Raw genomic sequence first — 19,185 nt, 5'->3', positions numbered from 1 at the left:
CGGACCTTCGGGTTCGAGTGAAGATCTCGAAAGGATCCATCAGTGCCGAGTTGGAAGCAGCCCGAAGCAGGCCGTCGCCGTACACATACCGAGCGACGGGCCCTTCGCGTCGTTGCCCTCGCCTCGGCGGCACTCGTCGCCCTCGGCTCGGCCGCCTGCAGCTCCGAGCCCGCATCGAACGAGGGAGCGGGAACATCTACGAGTGACACCCGGGTGATCTCGACCGACCAGGGCGAGGTGACCGTTCCGGCGGACCCCCAGCGCATTGCGGTGCTGTCCGCGGGCCTGGCGGGCTACCTGTTCACTCTCGATGCTCCCGTCACCATCGCCGACACTCGGCTGCTCGGAGTGACCAATCTCGACGGCGGTTTTCCGCCGCAGTGGGCCGAGAAGGCGCAGGCACAAGGCACTCTGGAGTTGCCGGCCGGAGATCAGCTCGACCTCGAAGCCATCGCACAGGCCGCGCCCGATCTCATCATCGGTGGAGGGCAAGGCTTCGCAGCTGTTCTGGCGCAGCAATCATATGAGCAGTTGACCCAGATCGCACCGACCGTGCTGGTCCCGTCGAGCGTCACTACCTGGCAGGGCGAGCTCGAGGAGGTCGCCGAGGCTGCCGGTGAATCCGACAAGGTCGAGGCACTGATGACGGCGTACGAAGACAGGGTTTCCGAGGTGAAGGATTCGATCGCCGTTCCCGGCGCGCCGGTGTCGTACCTGCTCTCGTTGAGCACGAACGAGCCCTCGTTCATTCCGCAGACCGCGGCATTGCCGACGTTGCTCGAGTCGGTCGGATTCGAGCCCGACGACGTCATGACCAAAGCGAACAACCCGGAGCTGTACGGCTCGGGTGATTCATTTGTGGTCAGCCCCGAACTGCTCGCGCCGATCGCGAGTGCGCCGGTGATGTTCGTGGTTCCGGTTGCCGGGCGCAGTCTGGCCGAGCTGCAAGGAGATCCGGCCTACGCCGCTCTACCTGCTTTCACGTCCGGCACGGTGTACGAGCTTCCGGCCACGAGCTACCGCCCGGACTACGACGGCGTGATGGGCACACTCGATCTCGTCCAGCAGATGTTCGCCGGATAGCCGACATCGGTACGAGACAACCGTATTCGTTCGACCGAAGGAGAGCCCTCGATGGCGGGGACCGTCCGCGAGCTTCGAGTTTTTCCGATCTGTATGCGGGAACTCGACGTACTGGCCGTGGAAGACGTGACGCCCGGGATGCGGCGCGTGGTCGTGGGCGGTCCGTCGATGGATGCGCATGTGCGTGACGGCGTCGAGCTGCCACCGGTGTGTAGCACCGGATTCGATGACGACGTCAAAGTCCTTCCGGTGGATCCGATCACCGGGAAGCTGCCGTTTCCGGTGCCCGAGAACTCGGATGACGGAACTGTCGACTGGCCGCCTGGATCGTTCCCATACGGCCGGACCTACACGGTGCGTCGTTTCGATGACGAGCGCCGCGAGATGGCTCTCGACTTCGCGGCCCACGACGGTGGACTGGCGGCCGACTGGGCCAGGACGGTCCAGCCCGGCGAGAAGATTCTCGTTGCCGGACCGAAGCATTCGGCCGGACTGCCCGTCGGTGCCGACTGGATGTTGATCGCAGGCGACGAGACGGCGTTGCCCGCCATCGCACACTGTCTCGAGAAGTTGCCTGCCGATCTACCTGCCACGGTGGTGATCGAGGTTGCCGAGCCTGCGCACCGACAGAAGCTGGCAAGCGCTGCGCACGTGGACATCACGTGGCTCTACCGGTCCGAAACTGGAGGCGAGTCACGCTTGGTGGAGACGGTGCAGCGTGCGCAGTGGCGTCCCGGACAGCCATACCTGTGGGTGGCCGGTGAGGCGTCGACGATCAAACCGCTCCGTCGCTGGGCAAAAGTGGACAAGGAAATTGCGAAGCAATTCGTCGAGATAGCCGGGTACTGGAAGCGACGCGAGATCGCAGCTGTCGGATCGTCCGCAGAGCCGGATCCCGGTGCCCGGCTGCATGAGATGTCGGAGTTGTTGCCGCCGTTGGCGATTCGTACTGCTGTCACCGTCGGCATCTTCGCCGCGATCGACGGCGGGGCAGCTACGGCAGTAGAAGTCGCTGTCCGGTGCGGCACTCATCCCGGTGCCACCGCCAAGTTGTTGCGGCACCTGGCGCTGATGAACCTGGTGACCACCGATGGCACCCATTTTGCCCTGTCCGACATGGGGTCGATACTCGCCGACGAGGACGCATTCGTAACTCAGTCCTTGCATTTCGACCGGATTCATTCGCGACTGGACACGGCATTCCTCGGCCTTCTGGACACCGTCCGCACCGGCACCCCTGCCCGTGGACACGGTTTCGCCGACAAGATGCGCGAGGACGGCTTCGCGGCCGACTTTTACGAAGAAGCCGCGTTCGGGGCGGTCTATCGGGCACCGGCGCTACCCGACGCGATCGATCTCCATGGAGTGAAGACGGTGGCGATCTACGGCGAAGGTGGAGGGGTCTATGCGGACACGCTGGCGCGAATGCGTCCGGATCTGGCGTCACGGCTCGTCGGACTTCCGGCTCAGGGCGATCGCACGGCCGCTGATGTGGCTCCGTCACGTCGTGACCTGGTCGAACGCATCGACGCCAGTGAATTCGTTCCGTTGGCCGAGCCTGTCGATCTGGTGATCGCGGCCGACGTGCTCGATTCTCACCCCGACGCCGATGCCCGAGTGCTGCTGAAGGCACTGGGGAATTCGGGGCGGCGGGTGGTGCTGATCACCGACCTGCTCGATCCCGACACCACCGATGACCACGACACAGAGGACGACCTGTTGCGGCTGTGTCTGTACGGCTCGGGTCGTCGCACTGCAGCGGAAGTACGGGAGTTGGTCGTCGGGTCGGGGTTCGAGCCGCCCCGTTTCGGATCGTTGGGTTGGGGCTCGACCATCGCCGAGTTCGGCGGACATGCTTACCGGGGTTAGCCTGAGGGTTCTCGGAAGAAACGACGAGATATGTATCGAGGACGAAGATGAGTGAAGGATCGGTTGGCTTCTACTACGCCGACGTCGTTGCGGTGGAACGGCTGACCGTGCACATGGTGCGCGTGACGTTCGGCGGCGAGCATGTCGCTGCCTACCGCACCCTCGGGGTACCCGACGAGTGTGTCGGCGTCTACTTTCCCCGAGAAGGGGAGGTGACGCCGCCGCCGATGACCGAGGTCGACGGCCTGTGGTGGTTCCACGGTCTGGAGAACCCACCGGAGGGACGCAACTACACCATCCGCCGCCTCGACGAGACGCGCGGTGAATTGACCGTCGACTTCTTCGCACACGAGGGCGGCGTCGCGGCAACCTGGGCGCAGCAGGCCGCCCCTGGGCAGACGGTGCTATTCACGCGTCCGCGATCCTGGTATTCACCTCCCGCCGACGTCGAATGGCTGCTGCTGGTCGCCGACATGACCGGGTTGCCCGCACTCGGCCGGCTCGTCGAACAGTTGCCGGCCGGGGCGAAGGCTCACGCCATTGTCGAGGTGCTCGAGCGCGGCGACATCCAATCCCTCGAAACTCCTGCCGACGTCACGTTCGATTGGCGCATCGGTTCCGGAAACGGAGACAGCGCAAGCGTTCTCGACGACGCCGCGTTGGCGTACCCACTGCCCGAAGGATGTGGCTACGTGTGGTTCGCCGGGGAGGCGTCGTCCTCGCGTCGGGTGCGCAAGTACTTCCGCAAGGAATTGGGCTACGACATAGCGCATTTCGACATCATCGGATACTGGCGGGCCGATTCCGAGAAGTGGCTCGAGAAGTACAAGCAGTACCAAGAGGAAGCGCTGGCGGTGTACAACGGCGTCATCGAATCCGGCCGCACCGAGCAAGAGGCCAGTGAGGCATTCGATGCGCTGCTCGAGCGGGTCGGGCTCTAACTCCGGAATTCGTAGTTCGGCAACTCCAGCGTCGCCGCGTCGGGACCGAGGAATCTGCTCGTGACCGCTTGCACGGGTTTCGATCCGGCGAGACGAAGTACCCCGCGGAACGCGGCTACTCCCGCAGCTGTCTTCGGATGCGCGACGCGAGGCACGCCGGGCGGCAGCTTCTGGGCCTGCTCGACGAACGGCCGCATCCGCGTCTCGAAGGCCTCGAAGCCGGCGCGATGGTCCTCGGCCCGGGCGAGTTCGCCGGCAAGGACGTAGGCACCGGTGACCGACAACGTGGTGCCCATGCCGCTCAGCGGTGTTGCGCACCAGGCGGCGTCGCCGAGCATCCCTATCCTGCCGTTCGACCAACGCGGGGCCCTCACCTGCGCGAGGTAGTCGACGTAGAGCTCCGAATCCGGTCCGAGCGAATTCAGAATTCTGGGTACTTCCCAGCCGACGTCGGCGAACTTCGCCCGCAAGGCGGCAATCACCTGCTCGGTGGACGCGCCTTCGTACCCGCCGTCGTCGGACACCCAGGACAAGCTGAAACGCGTCGTGCCGAGGTTGTCCGGACGCAGATTGGCGACTCTGGATCCGGGGGCGTTGTACCAACGCCACCAGCCGTCGTCGCTCGGTCCCTTCGGCAACACCCCATAGGCGGTGTACAGGCCGACCGGCGTGGTCTCCGCTTCGGCAGGAAACACCAGTTCTCTACTGCTGGAACGGACTCCGTCGGCGAACAGGACGAGATCGAACCTTTCCGCTGTGGTCGACGCGAACGTGACGTCCACGCCGTCGGCATCCTGAACCACGCCGACGACACGATCGCCGTACCGGTATTCGGTTCGCGGACCGGCTGATTCGACGAGAATCCGAGCGAACTCGCCGCGCAGAATCTCCAACTCCGCTGTCGGTCCGTCGTGAGATCCGTCGCCGGCCGGGAAAGCGGCAATGGTGGCGTCGTTGTCGTCGACGAATCGGGTGCCCTTCTCGGTGGTGCCGTTGGCGAGCAACGTCGCGTCCATGCCCATCCGCCGCAGCACCTCGCGGCCCGATCCACGAACATCGATGTTCTGGCCGCCGAGTCGCAAGTGCGGAGCGCGTTCGACGACGGTGACGTCGTAACCGGCCTTGTCGAGCCAGAAGGCCACGGTGGGTCCGGCGATGCTGGCACCGGTGACGAGCACACGAGAAGTCATGGGACGGGCATGCCCGGGCGGCTGGTCGTTCAATCCCGAAAGGGAAAGTAGCTGAGCCTCACCTTGGTGGTGTACCTTCTCGGATTGTCCGGTTCATCCTTTTCGTCAGGAGTCCAGTGTTCACAGTCCGTCGTTTGGCCCTGCTCTCGTGCAGCGCAACCCTCGTCCTCGGTCTCACTGCGTGCAGCTCGGGCTCCACCGACGAGGCCGCGTCCACATCCGAGACCGCCACCGCAGACACCGCGCTGGTGGTGTACTCCGGACGCGGTGAAGAACTCGTCGACCCGCTGATCGAGCGTATCGGCGGCGGTATCGAGGTCGACTACTCGGGCAACACCAACGCCCAGGCCGCGAAGATCCTCGAAGAGGGCGACGCGACGCCGGCCGACGTCTTCTACGGACAGGACGCAGGCGCCCTCGGCGCTCTCGACGAGGCAGGCGCACTCGCGCCGTTGCCCGAGGACATCCTCTCGCTGGTCCCCGAGCAGTACCGCGGCACCGACGGCACCTGGGTCGCCACCTCCGCACGGGCCCGCGTGCTGGCCTACAACTCCGATTCGGTGCAGGCAGCAGACCTGCCGACCGGCATCGACGGACTGCTCGATCCCCGCTGGCGCGGACAGATCGGCTACGCACCGACCAACGCGTCGTTCCAGGCTTTCGTCACTGCCCTCCGCGTGCAGCGCGGTGAGGACGGTGCTCGCACCTGGCTCGAAGGATTCGTCGCCAACGAGCCCGTTGCGTTCGAGGGCAACGGCCCGCTGCTGACCGCCGTCAACGACGGACAGGTCGCCACCGGCCTCCTCAACCACTACTACTGGTACCCGTTCAAGGACGAGAACGGTGCCGACGCTCCCGTCGAGCTGCACTACTTCGAGCCCGGTGATCCCGGCGCACTGATCAACGTCGCCGGAGCCGGTGTGCTGGCTGCGTCGGACAACCAGGAGGCCGCATTCGACTTCGTCCGTGAGCTGCTCTCGACCGAATCGCAGACCTACTTCGCGAACGAGACCGCCGAGTACCCCGTCATCGACGGCGTCACCTCGGACTACGACCTGCCGCCGCTGTCCGACTTGGGCTCGACCGATCTCGATCTGGGCCGGCTCTCGTCCCTCGAGGAGACCCAGACCCTGCTCACCGACGTCGGAATCATCTAGTCGGTGCTCGATTCTGCACTCCAGCCGCTTCGGCGGCGCCACTTCGGCGGTCGTCCCGTTCTCGGGACGGCCGCGTTGTGCGTGGGAGCGCTGACGCTGACGCCCTTGGTGTACCTGTTCGTTCGAGCGTTCGACGGTGGTACCGAGAAAGTACTGCGGCTGCTATTGCGGCAACGCACCCTCGATCTTGTTGTCCGGACGGCCACACTCGCGCTCACCGTGGTGGTCGCTTCCGTTGTGGTGGGGACGCTGCTGGCATGGTTGACCGTACGGACCGATCTACCGGGGCGGCGCATCTTCTCGATGATCCTCGCAGCGCCGCTGGCCATCCCGTCGTACGTGTCCGGCTATCTGTGGATTGCCGAATTTCCCTCACTTGCAGGATTTTCCGGCGCTGCTCTCGTACTGACGCTGTCCTGCTTCCCGCTGGTGATGTTGCCGGTGTCCGCGGCGTTCGCCACCGCGGACCCGTCGTTGGCCGAAGTGTCTCGCACCCTCGGCCGCGGGGCGATGCGCACCGCCGTGACCGTCGAGTGCCGTCGCGTCGTTCCGGTTGCGGCAGCAGGTGCACTTCTGGTGGCGCTGTACACCATCAGTGACTTCGGGGCGGTTGCGCTGATGCGGTACGACGCCTTCACTCTCGGCATCTACAGCGCGTATCGCGGCGGACTCGACCGCACCGCGGCGGCGGTTCTCGGCCTGGTGCTCGTGGTGGGTGCGTTGGTGCTGACCCTCCTCGAACGGCGTGCTCGACGCGGGGCCACGGCGCGCGTGGGATCGGGTACCGACCGAACCGCGGAGCCGATCGCCCTCGGGCGATGGCGCATTCCCGCTCTTGCTGTCGTCGTTGCAGCGCTGAGTATTTCGGTGCTCGTGCCGATACTGGCCCTGGCGCGATGGCTCACTCGGTCGCTGCGCTTCACCGTCGACTGGTCGGACGTGCTGGCTGTCAGTGCCAAGACAGTTCAGTACTCGGCGACCGCTGCTCTGGTGGTAGCCGTGTTCGCGTTGCCGGTCGCGCTGTTCGCGGCCCGATCCACGTCGAGGGCCGCCCGCGGTGCCGAGTTGTCCACCTACATCGCGCACGGACTACCGGGGATCACCGTGGGACTGGCGACGGTGTTTCTCGGAATCAGGTTCCTGCCGTCGTTCTACCAGACCGCGGTACTGCTGGTGCTGGCGTACGTGGTGCTGTTCCTGCCGTTGGCCGTCGGTAGTACCAGGGCCGTCGTCGACGCCACTCCTGTTGTTCTCGAGGATGTTTCGCGAACGCTCGGCGCCGGACGTGTGCGCACCGACCTTCGGGTGACTATTCCGATCGCCGTACCCGGCATCGCCGCCGGGGCCGCGCTGGTCTTCCTGACCGTCGCCAAGGAATTGCCGGCGACCCTGATGCTGCGCCCGCGCGGAGTCGATACCCTCGCGACCACGCTGTGGTCCACCACCGAGGCGTTCCGATACGGCGAGGCGGCTCCCTATGCCGTGGCGCTGATCGTGATCTCCGTGGTTCCGACGATCGTCCTGACGCGGGCGCTGGGGCGCACGACACGGAAGCGAGTGGTACTGCGATGAGTACGATGATCTCCGATCTTGTTGCCTCCTACGGCAGTACCACGGTGTTGCACGGCATCGATCTGGATCTGGGCGACGGTGAGATGCTCGCCGTGCTCGGTCCCTCCGGCTGCGGCAAGACGACTCTGCTGAGATCGATCGCGGGCCTGCACCGTATCGATGCGGGTCGCATCACCTCCGACGGGCGCGACCTCTCCGTTGCCGGACGTGTCCAGGTACCCCCGGAGAAGCGGGGGATAGGCCTGATGCCACAGGAAGGTGGACTGTTTCCGCACCTGACGGTCCGCCGAAACATCGAATTCGGTTTGCGCACAGGGTTCGTGCGGCCGTACCTGTCCGGCCGAGCGGAGCGGTCGCGACGCGTCGACGAGATGCTCGAGCTCGTCGGACTGCCCGACGCGGGTGCGGTTCGACCCAGCGAACTCTCGGGTGGTCAGCAGCAGCGCATCGCGTTGGCGCGTGCGCTGGCTCCGGCTCCGTCGGTGGTGCTGATGGACGAGCCGTTCGCCGCTCTCGATGCAGGACTGCGCACCTCGATCAGGCAGGACGTTCGAGAATTGTTGAAGGCCAGCAAGACCGCGTCGATCCTCGTCACCCATGACCGGGGCGAAGCGCTCGGCACGGCGGATCGTGTCGCTGTACTACTGGGCGGGCGCTGCGCCCAGGTCGACACGCCGCGCGAGGTGTACGAGCGGCCGGCCACGCCCGCCGTGGCGCAATTCGTCGGCGACGCGTACTTCGTCGATGCGGTGGGCCACGGCGATTACGTCGAGACGATCCTCGGACGAATCGAGACCACCACTCGCGCAACAGGAGACGGGCAGGTTCTGCTACGCCCCGAACAGTTGGTGGTCTCGGATCCGGAGGACGGCGCATTCGTCGTCGAGCACGAGTTCTTCACCGGCCCCGAGTCCTCGGTGACCCTGCGGCACAGCGATACCGGGCTGCGACTGCGGGTCATCGCCCGCACCTTCGATCGATTCACCCCCGGCGGCGTCGTGGACGTCTCCGTGACATCTCCGGTGCACTGGTTCGAGGGCTCTGCGGACTAGGTTCGCAACTCCACGAGCGGGATCGGATTCTCCTGGCCGGGCCAGGTACCGACCAGGTGCGGCAGCTCGGTGGCAGTAGTGTCGATCACCCGTCGGACATACAGGCGCGGTGACGTCGACGGGTGCCCACCGGTACCCCGGACCCGCGTAGTGGATTCACGTACCGTTCGAGCACCATCGGGGGAGTGCACCACCAGTTCCGCCTGATCGGCACCGTCGACGATGGCCGCGGTGGTCACTGCCACGTACACCGGATCGCCGACGCCGTCGTAGACCCAACGCGTGCCCAGTACCGAATGTTCCATCGTGGCAACGAGATACGCGTCGGCTCCGGCCAGTGGGGCATTGCGATAGGTCAGGGGTACCTGAAACACAGTGCCCGACGCCGTCCGCACGAGATGGGTTACGACGCCGACCTCCCCGGCCGGATCGTCGAAACGATATGCGCCGACGGCCTCGAGGCCGGTGATATCCCTCTGAGCTGCCCACTCCTGCGTCGGAATCCAGGCTGCAATCGCGTCCAGTTTCGAGGGAACGAGCGTGGCGCGATGAATGATGGACATACAGAGAACGCTACTTTGCCGCACGCTTCGGCATCAGTACGGCTGCAACGGTCATCAGGACGGCCGCGACCAACACTCCGATGAAGACCAGATGGATGGCGTCGGACAGTTGTTCGGGTTCGGGATCCCCCGACACTCGCGCGTTGACGATCGCGCCGAACACCGCGACGCCGACCGCGCTACCGAGGGAGCGGGCGAACATGTTGGTGGAGGTGACGACGCCGCGTTCGGCCCAATCGACGCTCGACTGTGCTGCGATCAACGTGGGGCTTGCGATCAACCCCATTCCGAGGCCGATGACGAAGCACATCGCCGCGACATGCCAGATCTGCGATTCGGCGTCGAGCAACGTTGTCAGTGCCGCCCCGACGACGCCGATCGAGCCGCCGACGACCGCGGTGGTTCGGAAGCCGAAACGGAGGTACACCCGACCGGACTGGGATGCGGCGATCGGCCAACCGAGAGTCAGTGTGGACAGCGAGAACCCGGCGACGATGGCTCCGGTGCCGAAGACTCCTTGCACGAATGTCGGCACGTAGGAGGTCAGCCCCAGAATCAGCGCGCCGACGAGCAACGAGATGAAGCTGCTGACCACCAGAACGCGCCGGGTGAACACCCACAGCGGCAGGATCGGCTCCTCGGCGCGGGACTCCACCCACGCGAACACCGCAAGCAGTAGGAAGCCCACGACGAAGATCGCGATGCTGATCGGCGAATCCCAGGCCCAGGACTGGCCACCTTCCAGCAAGCCGAGCAACACCATCGTTGCGCCGACGGTGAGCAGAGCGGCCCCGAGGTAGTCGATCTTGGGCTTGGCGCGTTCGACGGCACCCTCCTCGAATTTGCGCAGCAGCATGAACGCCGCCAGTGCGCACAGAGGAATGTTGATGAAGAAGATCCATCGCCAGGACAGGAACTCGGAGAAAACGCCGCCGAGAGCTGGGCCGAGAACCGAGGAGATCGCCCACACGCTGGCCAGGTAGCCCTGGACTTTGGCGCGTTCGGCGAGGGTGTAGATGTCGCCGGCGATGGTGATGGACATCGGCTGTACGGCGCCCGCACCGAGTCCCTGAATCGCGCGGAAAGCGATCAGAGCAGGCATGCTCCACGCCAGGCCACACAGAATGGAGCCGAGACAGAACATCGCGATACCGAACAGCATGATCTTCTTGCGCCCGAACAGGTCGGAGAGCTTGCCGTAGAGCGGCACCGAGACCGCCTGCGCAAGCAGGTAGATCGAGAACAACCACGGGAACTGCGCGAACCCGCCGAGGTCGCCGACGATGGTGAGCACCGCAGTGGCGATGATCGTGGCGTCCAGCGCCACCAGTGACGAGCTGAGCATCAGCGCGATCAGGATGGGACCGCGTTCGGAGCGGAATCCGATGTCCGGGGTCGATTCGGTCGTTGCCATTGCTACTCATTGTGATCCCTGCCTGCCGACGCGGCGGCACCGGCCCAGATAGTGTTGAACACCGTGCGACCATCATTGAGTAGCTACGAGCATCTGGCCGGCGGCAAGGTCCGCGATCTCTACACCATCGACGACGCGCATCTGCTGCTCGTCGCGAGCGACCGCATCTCGGCGTACGACCACATCCTCGACACCCCGATCCCGGACAAGGGACGGGTGCTGACGGCGATGAGCGTGTTCTTCTTCGAAGAACTCGGCGGCGTGAACCATCTGGCAGGCGACCCGCGAGACGAGCGCATTCCCGCCGAACTGCTCGGCCGCGCCCTGGTGGTGAAGAAGCTGAACATGGTGCCGATCGAATGCGTCGCTCGCGGCTACCTCACCGGCTCCGGTCTGGCCGATTACAACGCCACCGGAGCGGTCTGCGGAGTCGAGCTGCCGCCCGGCCTGATCGAATCGAGCAAACTCGACGAGGTGATCTTCACTCCCGCCGCAAAGGCAGCACTCGGCGATCACGATGAGAACATCACCTTCGACCAGGCCGTCGAGCAGGTCGGTGCCGAACTTGCCTTCAAGTTGCGCGAGGACACCATCGAGATCTATTCGCGCGCAGCAAATTTCGCTCTGGAACGCGGAATCATTCTCGCGGACACCAAGTTCGAGTTCGGTACCGACGCCGACGGCAATCTCGTGCTCGCCGACGAGGTGCTCACTCCCGACTCTTCGCGGTACTGGCCCGCCGATTCGTACCAGGAAGGTCGCGTCCAGCCGAGCTTCGACAAGCAGTTCGTCCGCGACTGGTTGACCGGTGAATCCGGGTGGGACCGCAAGTCCGACGCCCCGCCACCACCGTTGCCGGACGACATCGTCGCCGCGACACGCAGCCGCTACATCGAGGCCTACGAGCGCATCTCGGGCCTGAACTTCGACGATTGGGTCACGCCATGACGATCACCCCTCCCGTTGCCAAGAAGGTGCCCCTCGAACGCACCCATCACGGCGATACGTTCATCGACAACTACGAATGGTTGCGCGCCAAGGAAGACCCCGAGGTCATCGCGTACCTCGAGGCCGAGAATGCCTATACCGAGCAGCAGACGGCCGGACTGGAATCACTCCGCGGCAAGATCTTCGACGAGATCAAGTCCCGAACCCAGGAGACCGACCTGTCCGTGCCGACGCGCATGGGCCAGTGGTGGTACTACTCCCGCACCGTCGAGGGAAAGTCGTACGGTCTCCAATGCCGTTGCCCCGTCGACTCTCCCGACGACTGGACACCGCCGACGCTGTCTTCCGACGTGGACGTTCCAGGTGAGCAGGTCCTGCTCGACGCCAACGTCGAGGCGGAGGGTCACGACTTCTTCTCCCTCGGTGCGTTCTCGATCAGCCTCGACGGCACGCTGTTGGCGTACTCGACCGACACCGAGGGCGACGAGCGCTACACGCTGCGTTTCAAGAACCTCGACACCGGAGAACTGCTGGCCGACACCATCGAGAACGTCGCGCCGGGAGCCACCTGGACCGCCGACGCCACGCACGTCTTCTACCTGACGGTCGACGAATCTTGGCGTCCCGACACCGTGTGGCGACACACCCTCGGTAAGACCGAGGACGTCAAGGTCTTCCACGAGCCCGACGAAAGCTACTGGGTCGGTTTCGGTTCCACCCGTAGCGAGAAGTACCTGATGATCTGGGTCGGTTCCAAGATCACCTCCGAGTGCCTCGTCCTGGAATCCACCGATCCCGAGGGCGAGTTCCGCGTCGTACTGCCACGCACGGACGGCATCGAGTACAGCATCGAACACGCCGTCGTGGCCGGTGAGGATCGCTTCCTCATCACCCACAACGGATCGGTCAACGGCTGGGGCACCGAGGGGGAGAAGGCCGAGAACTTCCTGCTCGCCGAGGCCCCGGTCTCCGACCCGCTCGATCAGCGCACCCTTGTTCCTCATCGCGACGACGTCCGCGTCGAGGACATCGACGCCTTCGCCGGCCACCTGATCTTCACCTACCGGCGCGAAGCGTTGACGCGCATGGCGATCTGGCCGCTGACCGACGAGGGATACGGCGAATACCGCGAGCTCGAGTTCGACGAGGAACTCTATTCGGTCGGAGCCGGCTCGAACCCCGAATGGGATCAGCCGCTGCTGCGGATGGTCTACACCTCGTTCATCACCCCCGGTCAGGTCTACGACCTCGACATCGCCAGTGGTGAACTGCTGCTCCGCAAATCGCAGCCGGTTCTCGGCAAGTTCGATGCCGGTGACTATGTGCAGCACAGAGATTGGGCCACCGCGCCGGACGGAACGCAGATTCCGCTGTCGGTCATCGCTCGCAAGGACGTCCCCGAGGGTCCTGCTCCCACGTTGCTGTACGGCTACGGATCGTACGAGGCGTCGATGGACCCGTCGTTCTCGGTCGCGCGGTTGTCTCTGCTCGACCGCGGCATCGTGTTCGTCGTCGCACACGTGCGCGGCGGCGGCGAGATGGGTCGGCACTGGTACGACAACGGCAAGACGCTGAAGAAGAAGAACACGTTCACCGACTTCGTCGCTGCCGCAAAGCATCTCATCGATACCGGCCGCACCTCACCGAAGCATCTGGTCGCCGATGGCGGTAGCGCAGGCGGACTGCTGATGGGTGCGGTGGCCAACCTCGCACCCGAGCTGTTCAACGGCATCCTCGCCAACGTTCCGTTCGTCGATCCGCTCACCTCCATCCTCGACCCGTCACTGCCGCTGACGGTCATCGAATGGGACGAGTGGGGAAACCCGTTGGCGGACAAGGAGGTGTACGAATACATGAAGTCGTACAGTCCCTACGAGAACGTCGAGGCCAAGGACTACCCGTCGATCCTGGCGATCACGTCCATCAACGACACCCGCGTCCTGTACGTCGAGCCCGCCAAATGGGTTGCGGCCCTTCGTGCAACCAAGACCGGTGACTCGGACCTGTTGCTCAAGACCGAAATGAGCGCTGGCCACGGGGGAGTGAGCGGACGCTACGAGAAGTGGAAGGAAGCGGCTTTCGAGTACGCGTGGATCGTGAGCGCCTCCGGCGCACGTGCATAGAAGCTCGTAGCCTGCTACGAGTTTCCGTTCACATGCGGCGCAGCCGCTCTAACGCCATACGTAGCGGACCTGCGGTCGCCCGGCTTTACCGTATTCGGTGTGCCGGGTGACCAGGCCGTCGTCGGCCAGACGCTCGAGGTATCGCCATGCCGTCACTCGGGACACTCCGACGACCTTCGCGGCCTCGGATGCGTTGAGTCCGTCGGCCGATTCCTTGACGGAGGCGGTGATGCCGTCCATCGTCTGCGGGGCAATGCCTTTGGGGGTTGAGACGCGTTCGTCGGCCGTCCGCAGATGCGCCATCGCACGGTCGATGTCTCGCTGACTGGACGCGTTCTCGCCGGCCGGTAACGCATCGTGAAATTCACGGTAGCGCTCGAGCTTGTCGCGAAACGCAGCGAACGTGAACGGCTTGAGCAGATACAGCACGATGCCGTGCGCCACGGCCGAACGCACCACCGACAGATCCCGCTCGGAGGTGATGGCGATGACGTCGGGGCTCGGGCGCAGGCCGCCGAGGGCTGCGGCCACGTCGATGCCACTCGCGTCGGGCAGCCCGATGTCGAGCAACACCAGATCGACGGACTCGGTGCTGGCGAATCTCATGGCCGCAGCACCGGTGTGTGCGACGCCCGCAACCTCGAAGCCCGGGGTGCGCTCGACGTACGTCTTGTGAGCCTCGGCGATCAGCGGTTCGTCGTCGACGATCAGTACCTTGATCACGACGGAGATCCGGGGATGGTGGCGATCATGACAGAGCCGTACGTCACCTCGGATGTCAGGGTGCCGCGATGGCGACCGATCACCTGAGTCACCAGGGCCAGGCCCAGCCCGCGTGACCCGGACTTGGTCGAGTAGCCGCGCCGCAGAGCCGCTTTCAACGTCTCCGGTGGCATTCCGGGACCGCTGTCGGCCACGCGGACGACGAGTTCGCCGTCGGCATCACGGACGGTCACTTCGACCCACGGCTGATCGGATTCTTTCGAGGCATCGATGGCATTGTCTATCAGATTGCCTACCAGCGTGACCAATTCGCGAGCCGTCAATACCCCTTCGTCCTCCATCGCGGTGTCGTCGGTGATGGTGAGTTCCACACCCTGCTCGGCAGCTTGACTGACCTTGCCCAGTAGCAGAGCCGCGAGCGCAGGCTCGCCGACGGCGTTCATCAGCCGGTCGATGAGGGATTGCGAGAGCTCCAGATCGGCCGTCGCGAACTCCACGGCTTCCTCGGGTCGGCCGAGTTCGACCATCGTGATGACCGTGTGCAGCCTGTTGGCCGATTCGTGAGCCTGCGAACGCAGCGACTCGGCGAAACTACGCACCGAGTCGAGTTCACCCATCAGCGAACGTAATTCGGTCTGATCGCGGATTGTCAGCACATTGCCCAGTCGCCTGCCCTCCCACATCACCGGATCCTGATTGACGACGAGAACACGATCCTTCGTCAGATGCAGTTCACCGCGCACGATGCCGGTGTCCATCTGCTGCATCGACTCCGGCAATGACGCGAGCGAGACCGGGCCCTCCGGTAGGTCGAGGAGGCGTCGAGCCTCGTCGTTGACCAACTCGGCCTCGTCGCCGCGGCCGAATACCAACAGACCTTCACCGATGGAGTGCAGGACGGCGTCGTGATGTTCGTACATCGTGCGCAGCTCAGCCGGGGCCATGCCCAGTGTCTGACGCCGGAGCCGGCGGCTGAGCAATGTCGATCCCACAGCGGCGACGACGAAGGCGGCGAGCACGACCCCGATGATGAGCGGTAGCCCCTGAAAGAACTGGTCGCTGATCTTCTGGCGAGTGACTCCGGCGGAGACGAGGCCGACGATGTCGCCGGAGGAGTCGGTGACCGGGGTGACCGACCGGATCGAGGGGCCGAGGGACCCGACGTAGGTTTCGGTGAACGTTTCGCCCTGCAGCGCACGGTCGATGTTGCCGCTGAAGGGCTTGCCGATCAGGTCGACGGTGGTGTGGGTGAATCGAGTGCGATCCGGGGCCATGACGACGATGAAGTCGACGCCCGTCACCTGCCTGATCTTCTCGGTTTCCGGTTGCAGACGCGACGTCGGATCGTCGGACTCGATAGCCAGCGGCGTCGACGGTTCGTTGGCGATGCTCACAGCGATCGCCGTGACTTCGCGTCGGGTCGCGTCGTCGCTGTTGGACCGTTCGTTGAGCACCGTCAGGATGCCGCCGGCGAACACGACGACCGCCATGACTACGAGCTGCAGCACCAGCACCTGGCCGGCGACGCTCAGCGGACGTTTGGTGGACAACGGATTCCTTTCGCGCAAGAACGATCGGTGTGAACGAAATGAACGTATAGGTGACTCCTGTCACTGCGTGCAGCAACATCATCTCTCAGCAGGGGTGATGCACCTCACTCCACTCCCAGTAGTTACGAAGTCCGCAGTTCGACTCGCGCTTCACTTGAACCAGAAGGAACACTCATGAGTATCAGCACCGATGCTGAGCGGTTCGACAACCCGCCCACCGAGCCCAAGAAGAAGCGCGACAAGACTCATTGGCTCTACATCGCGGTGATCATCGCCGTGATCGCCGGAGTCGTCGTCGGATTGCTGTGGAAGGATTTCGGTGTCGAGCTGGCAGTGCTCGGCACGCTGTTCGTCAGCCTGATCAAGATGATGATCAGCCCGGTCATCTTCTGCACCATCGTGCTCGGCATCGGTTCGGTCCGTGCCGCAGCCAGCGTCGGCAAGGTCGGCGGCCTTGCGCTGGCGTACTTCCTCAGCATGTCGACCATCGCGCTCGGTATCGGCATGGTCGTCGGCAACCTGATCCAGCCCGGTGACGGTCTGGACATCCCGGCCAGCGGCGGAGCCGATGACCTCGTCAAGACCGCCGAGGCGGCCGGCGGCACGATGGACTTCATCGCCGGAATCATTCCGACATCGCTGCTGTCCTCGCTCACCGCAGGCTCGGTGCTGCAGACGCTGTTCGTCGCCATCCTTGTCGGCTTCGCGTTGCAGGCCATGGGCAAGAGCGGTGAAGGCATCCTCAAGGGCATCGGCGCAGTGCAGAAGCTCGTCTTCCGCATCCTGACCATGATCCTGTGGCTCGCCCCGATCGGTGCTTTCGGCGCCATCGCCGGTGTTGTCGGCAAGACCGGGTTCGACGCAGTCCTGCAGCTCGGCACCCTGATGCTCGCCTTCTACATCACCTGCTTCATCTTCGTCTTCTTCTTCCTCGGACTGATCCTGCGCTTCGTCACCGGCTTCTCGATCTTCAAGCTGGTCAAGTACCTGGCCCGTGAGTACCTGCTCATCGTCGCCACCAGCTCCTCCGAGTCGGCCCTGCCGCGTCTGATCGCCAAGATGGAACACGTCGGCGTCGAGCGCACCACCGTCGGCATCGTCGTCCCCACCGGCTACTCCTTCAACCTCGACGGCACCGCGATCTACCTGACGATGGCCTCGATCTTCATCGCCGACGCCATGAACCTGCCGCTGTCGATCCCCGAGCAGTTCTCGCTGCTGCTGTTCATGATCATCGCTTCCAAGGGTGCAGCCGGAGTGTCCGGAGCCGGCCTGGCCACACTGGCCGGCGGTCTCGAAAGCCATGCTCCGCAGCTGCTCGACGGAGTGCCGATCATCGTCGGAATCGACCGCTTCATGTCCGAGGCTCGTGCAGTCACGAACTTCTCCGGAAACGCTGTCGCCACCCTGCTCATCGGCACCTGGACCAAGACGCTCGACAAGGATCGGGTCAACACGGTCCTCGACGGCAACCTGCCGTTCGACGAGGAGACCATGGTCGACGATCACCTCCCCGAGGACGAGCGACCTGCCGACAAGCAGGTCATCATCGAAAAGCACGCCGCCAAGGCGTAAGGCCTGCCGGGCGCCGCGCATCCCCCCGTCGCCCGGTTCGGAAAACGCAAGTACGACCCCGCCACCAGCGGGGTCGTACTTGCTTTTGTACGTCGGTTCCATTCTGTCGGTACTCACAGGTAAGTTCGGGTGATGACTGAAGTTCAGAACATCGGCATCAACACGCTGGGTGGTGCGCCCACCTCGCTCGACGAGTACGCCGGAAGGGCCGTTCTCGTGGTCAATGTCGCCTCCAAGTGTGGACTGACCCCGCAGTACGAAAAGCTCGAGAAGCTCGCCAACGAATACTCGGCCCGTGGCCTCTCGGTCGTCGGAGTGCCTTGCAACCAGTTCGGTGGCCAGGAGCCCGGCACCGCCGAAGAAATCGAGACGTTCTGCTCCACCACGTACGGCGTCACGTTCGCAATGACCGAGAAGGTCGACGTCAACGGTGACAACCAGCACCCGTTGTACGCCGAACTGACCAAGACCGAGGACGCCGAAGGTAAGGCCGGGGACGTTCAGTGGAACTTCGAGAAGTTCCTGATCTCGCCCGAGGGCGTCGTCACCGATCGCTTCCGTCCGCGCACCGAGCCGGACGCTCCCGAGGTGCTCGCCGCGATCGACAAGATCCTGCCGAAGGAAACGATCGCCGTTTAGCTTATGTCTGCATCGACTTCGAGCCTCGTTCACGCTGGTGTGCGAGGCTCGAGTCATGTCTGGACGCCTGATCGTGTCGGTGAGCGGAATCAAGAACGACACCTACGAGCACGCCGCCGAGTTCGCACGAATTCTCGACGGACGAGGCGTCCCGTTGTCGCTGCTCGTCGCACCGCGATTGAAAGACAAATACCGACTTGCTGCGGACGTGCCCACCCAGGAGTGGTTGCGGGCCCGACGCGACGGCGGCGACGCGATCGTTCTGCACGGCTACGACCAGGCCGCGACGAAGCGTCGACGCTCCGAGTTCGCCGCACTGCCTCGTCATGAAGCTCGACTGCGACTGATGGCCGCAGACCGGGTGATGGAACAGACCGGACTGCGCACCAGAGTGTTCGCCGCTCCGCGCTGGATCGCCTCACCCGGAGCCGTGGAAGCGCTGCCCGATGCAGGCTTCCGAATGTTGGCTGCGCTGAACGGTATTCACGACCTCGACCGGGACGGCGTCATCCGTGCCCGAGTCTGGGGAATCGGTGAAGGATTCAAAGCCGAGCCCTGGTGGTTCAAAGCTCTGGTACTCGGGGCCGGCCGCACCGCGCGCCGCGAGGGAGTGGTGCGCCTGGCGATCAGTGCCAAACAACTCGGTCGACCGGGGCCGCGACAGGCAATCCTCGATGCCATCGACCTCTCCCTGCACCACGGAGCCGAGGCCGGCGTGTACGAATGGATCCCGCGAACCAAAGCCCGCGTGGCGTAGCTCCTCGCTGACTGATCCCCGCCCCGCCC

16 protein-coding genes are annotated in these 19,185 nt (G+C 64.5%); 11 read left to right on the top strand and 5 right to left on the bottom strand.

Going from position 1 to position 19,185, the window contains the following annotated elements:
* The first annotated feature begins 42 nt into the window (after positions 1 to 42).
* Genes CH286_RS04455 through CH286_RS04445 form a run of 3 tightly spaced genes read left to right on the top strand, consistent with a single transcriptional unit; the run spans position 43 to position 3,893 of the window.
* A complete protein-coding gene (locus tag CH286_RS04455) occupies positions 43 to 1,083 on the top strand; it encodes an ABC transporter substrate-binding protein (RefSeq protein ID WP_052078010.1) in 1,041 nt (346 codons plus the stop codon).
* A 51-nt stretch (positions 1,084 to 1,134) separates the two neighbouring features.
* Positions 1,135 to 2,952 carry a siderophore-interacting protein gene (locus CH286_RS04450; RefSeq protein WP_094608464.1) on the top strand — a complete coding sequence of 606 codons (1,818 nt, stop codon included), beginning with the start codon at positions 1,135 to 1,137 and terminating at the stop codon, positions 2,950 to 2,952.
* Positions 2,953 to 2,999: 47 nt separating this feature from the next.
* Positions 3,000 to 3,893, top strand: coding sequence for a siderophore-interacting protein (locus CH286_RS04445; protein ID WP_094608463.1), 894 nt, complete (start codon positions 3,000 to 3,002; stop codon positions 3,891 to 3,893).
* Here the strand turns inward: CH286_RS04445 and CH286_RS04440 are convergent.
* A complete protein-coding gene (locus CH286_RS04440) occupies positions 3,890 to 5,083 on the bottom strand; it encodes an FAD-dependent monooxygenase (RefSeq protein WP_094608462.1) in 1,194 nt (397 codons plus the stop codon). The genes CH286_RS04445 and CH286_RS04440 overlap by 4 nt on opposite strands.
* Before the next feature lie 116 nt (positions 5,084 to 5,199).
* Between CH286_RS04440 and CH286_RS04435 the strand changes: the two genes are divergently transcribed.
* Genes CH286_RS04435 through CH286_RS04425 form a run of 3 tightly spaced genes read left to right on the top strand, consistent with a single transcriptional unit; the run spans position 5,200 to position 8,864 of the window.
* Positions 5,200 to 6,240 (top strand): iron ABC transporter substrate-binding protein, encoded by a 1,041-nt coding sequence (locus CH286_RS04435; protein WP_094608461.1) that lies wholly within the window; start codon positions 5,200 to 5,202, stop codon positions 6,238 to 6,240.
* Positions 6,241 to 6,243: 3 nt separating this feature from the next.
* Positions 6,244 to 7,812 (top strand): ABC transporter permease, encoded by a 1,569-nt coding sequence (locus tag CH286_RS04430; RefSeq protein ID WP_255182566.1) that lies wholly within the window; start codon positions 6,244 to 6,246, stop codon positions 7,810 to 7,812.
* Positions 7,809 to 8,864, top strand: coding sequence for an ABC transporter ATP-binding protein (locus tag CH286_RS04425; RefSeq protein ID WP_094608460.1), 1,056 nt, complete (start codon positions 7,809 to 7,811; stop codon positions 8,862 to 8,864). Before CH286_RS04430 ends, CH286_RS04425 begins: the two co-directional genes overlap by 4 nt.
* Here CH286_RS04425 and CH286_RS04420 read toward each other — a convergent pair.
* The gene (locus CH286_RS04420) at positions 8,861 to 9,427 is read right to left on the bottom strand and encodes a CG0192-related protein (protein WP_094608459.1); all 567 of its coding nucleotides are present in this window, start codon (positions 9,425 to 9,427) and stop codon (positions 8,861 to 8,863) included. The two genes, CH286_RS04425 and CH286_RS04420, sit on opposite strands and share 4 nt — an antisense overlap.
* Before the next feature lie 10 nt (positions 9,428 to 9,437).
* On the bottom strand, positions 9,438 to 10,841 hold the full coding sequence (locus CH286_RS04415) for an MDR family MFS transporter (RefSeq protein WP_032405758.1): 1,404 nt from the start codon (positions 10,839 to 10,841) through the stop codon (positions 9,438 to 9,440).
* Positions 10,842 to 10,904: 63 nt separating this feature from the next.
* Here CH286_RS04415 and CH286_RS04410 point away from each other — a divergent pair, with 63 nt between their 5' ends.
* Positions 10,905 to 11,789, top strand: coding sequence for a phosphoribosylaminoimidazolesuccinocarboxamide synthase (locus CH286_RS04410; RefSeq protein WP_037154373.1), 885 nt, complete (start codon positions 10,905 to 10,907; stop codon positions 11,787 to 11,789).
* Positions 11,786 to 13,912, top strand: coding sequence for a S9 family peptidase (locus CH286_RS04405; protein WP_094608458.1), 2,127 nt, complete (start codon positions 11,786 to 11,788; stop codon positions 13,910 to 13,912). The genes CH286_RS04410 and CH286_RS04405 overlap by 4 nt, the downstream gene beginning before the upstream one ends.
* Positions 13,913 to 13,960: 48 nt before the next feature.
* Here CH286_RS04405 and CH286_RS04400 read toward each other — a convergent pair whose 3' ends face one another.
* Positions 13,961 to 14,635, bottom strand: a complete 675-nt coding sequence (locus CH286_RS04400; protein WP_032376361.1) for a response regulator — start codon at positions 14,633 to 14,635, stop codon at positions 13,961 to 13,963.
* Positions 14,632 to 16,125, bottom strand: a complete 1,494-nt coding sequence (locus CH286_RS04395; RefSeq protein WP_230592739.1) for a sensor histidine kinase — start codon at positions 16,123 to 16,125, stop codon at positions 14,632 to 14,634. The genes CH286_RS04400 and CH286_RS04395 overlap by 4 nt, the downstream gene beginning before the upstream one ends.
* Before the next feature lie 234 nt (positions 16,126 to 16,359).
* On the opposite strand from CH286_RS04395, the gene CH286_RS04390 reads away from it, so the two are divergent.
* The 3 genes from CH286_RS04390 to CH286_RS04380 all read left to right on the top strand — a co-directional run bounded on the left by CH286_RS04390 (position 16,360) and on the right by CH286_RS04380 (position 19,156).
* A complete protein-coding gene (locus CH286_RS04390) occupies positions 16,360 to 17,760 on the top strand; it encodes a cation:dicarboxylate symporter family transporter (protein WP_094608457.1) in 1,401 nt (466 codons plus the stop codon).
* A 132-nt stretch (positions 17,761 to 17,892) separates the two neighbouring features.
* Entirely contained in the window at positions 17,893 to 18,399 is a 507-nt protein-coding gene (locus CH286_RS04385) for a glutathione peroxidase (RefSeq protein WP_032376363.1), read from the top strand.
* Between the two features lie 55 nt (positions 18,400 to 18,454).
* Positions 18,455 to 19,156, top strand: a complete 702-nt coding sequence (locus CH286_RS04380; protein ID WP_037154368.1) for a DUF2334 domain-containing protein — start codon at positions 18,455 to 18,457, stop codon at positions 19,154 to 19,156.
* Positions 19,157 to 19,185: the final 29 nt, after the last annotated feature.

Source organism: Rhodococcus sp. WWJCD1 (genome assembly GCF_002258735.1).
In the GTDB taxonomy this organism is placed as follows: domain Bacteria; phylum Actinomycetota; class Actinomycetes; order Mycobacteriales; family Mycobacteriaceae; genus Rhodococcoides.
The sequence above is the reverse complement of the archived record's forward strand: the minus strand, read 5'-3'. Positions and strand labels throughout refer to the sequence as shown.